Here is a 1,241-nt window from a genome sequence, read left to right on the forward strand (position 1 = left end):
GACCTGCGAGGTCCGGTCTCCGGACTCTCCTTGGCGCGCACGGCTCTACACATGGGCAGGCAGGGGTGTTGGGAGGTCGTATCGCGCACAGGCGCGGTCGGCTGCGCTCCCTCGACTGCCGGGAGCCGCGGAGCGTGACAGCGAGGTGGGCGCATGCGGGAGCGGAGTGGTCGGCCCTGTGATCCCGGAGCGCGTCGACCTGGGGGCAAGATCATCTCTTGGTGCATCGCTCTGGACGGCTACCGCCGTCCTTCCCGCTCGCCGAACCAGCGCGTCAACCTGACAAACCTCGGCGATGGAGCTACGCTTCTTACGAGGCCTCGTCGGCCTCGGTTTGCAGGTTACGCGCAACAGCGTTAGTCACATCGTCTCTCCGTCGCTGCCAGGGGTGCGGTCCGTGCGCTTGTCATACGCATGTCCTATCGATAGACTATGCGTAGTACAACAAGGAGGTGCGCGATGGACGCGGTGACCATTTCTCCCAAGTTCCAGGTCGTGATCCCGAAAGCGATCCGCGAGCAGCTGAATCTGGTGCCGGGGCAGAAGGTGCAGGCCATCGCCTACGGCGACCGGATCGAGTTCATACCTGTCAGGCCCGCTCGCGCGCTGCGCGGGATGCTTCGCGGCCGTGACACGAGCTTCGAGCGTGATCGCGAGGACCGCGTGTGAACGTCGTCGACTCCTCGGCGTGGCTGGAGTACTTCGGCGACGGTCCCAACGCCTCGGAATTCGCGGGGGCGATCGAGAAGCCGGATGACCTGATCGTCCCCACGCTCACGTTCTTCGAGGTCTTCAAGCGAACGCATCAGATCGCAGATGAGACCACTGCGCTTGATGCCGTCGCCGTCATGATGCAGGGCAGAGTCGTCGACCTGACGCCGTCGCTGGCCTTGGACGCAGCTCGAACCTCCCTCGAGACAGGGCTTGCGATGGCGGATTCGATTATCCTTGCGTCTGCTCGCGCGGAGGATGCCGTGCTCTGGACGCAGGACTCGCATTTCGACGGCATAGAGAGAGTCGAGTTCCGTCCCAAGCGGTGACGAGTGACTAACCACGGCATCGAGCGGGCGGCGCGAGATAGAATCAACATGCGCGGCGAAACCCGCCGCTCATGCCGTAACACGTTCGGCAGACGGATCACTCTCCGCGAAGACCATGGATATGGTGGGTGACCTGCGAGCCTCAGTCTCCGGACTCCCCCTCGGCGCACGGTCTGACGCATGGAGCGGATCGCGCCTCGA

The 1,241-nt window shown here is 64.1% G+C and carries 2 protein-coding genes; both read left to right on the forward strand.

Going from position 1 to position 1,241, the window contains the following annotated elements; translation table 11 throughout:
- Window positions 1-459: 459 nt before the first annotated feature.
- Window positions 460-669, forward strand: coding sequence for an AbrB/MazE/SpoVT family DNA-binding domain-containing protein (locus tag Q8K99_06365; protein ID MDP2182175.1), 210 nt, complete (start codon window positions 460-462; stop codon window positions 667-669).
- Window positions 666-1,040, forward strand: a complete 375-nt coding sequence (locus Q8K99_06370) for a type II toxin-antitoxin system VapC family toxin (GenBank protein MDP2182176.1) — start codon at window positions 666-668, stop codon at window positions 1,038-1,040. The genes Q8K99_06365 and Q8K99_06370 overlap by 4 nt, the downstream gene beginning before the upstream one ends.
- The last annotated feature ends 201 nt before the right edge of the window (window positions 1,041-1,241 follow it).

The sequence above is a fragment of the Actinomycetota bacterium genome, from assembly GCA_030682655.1.
GTDB lineage: Bacteria > Actinomycetota > Coriobacteriia > Anaerosomatales > JAUXNU01 > JAUXNU01.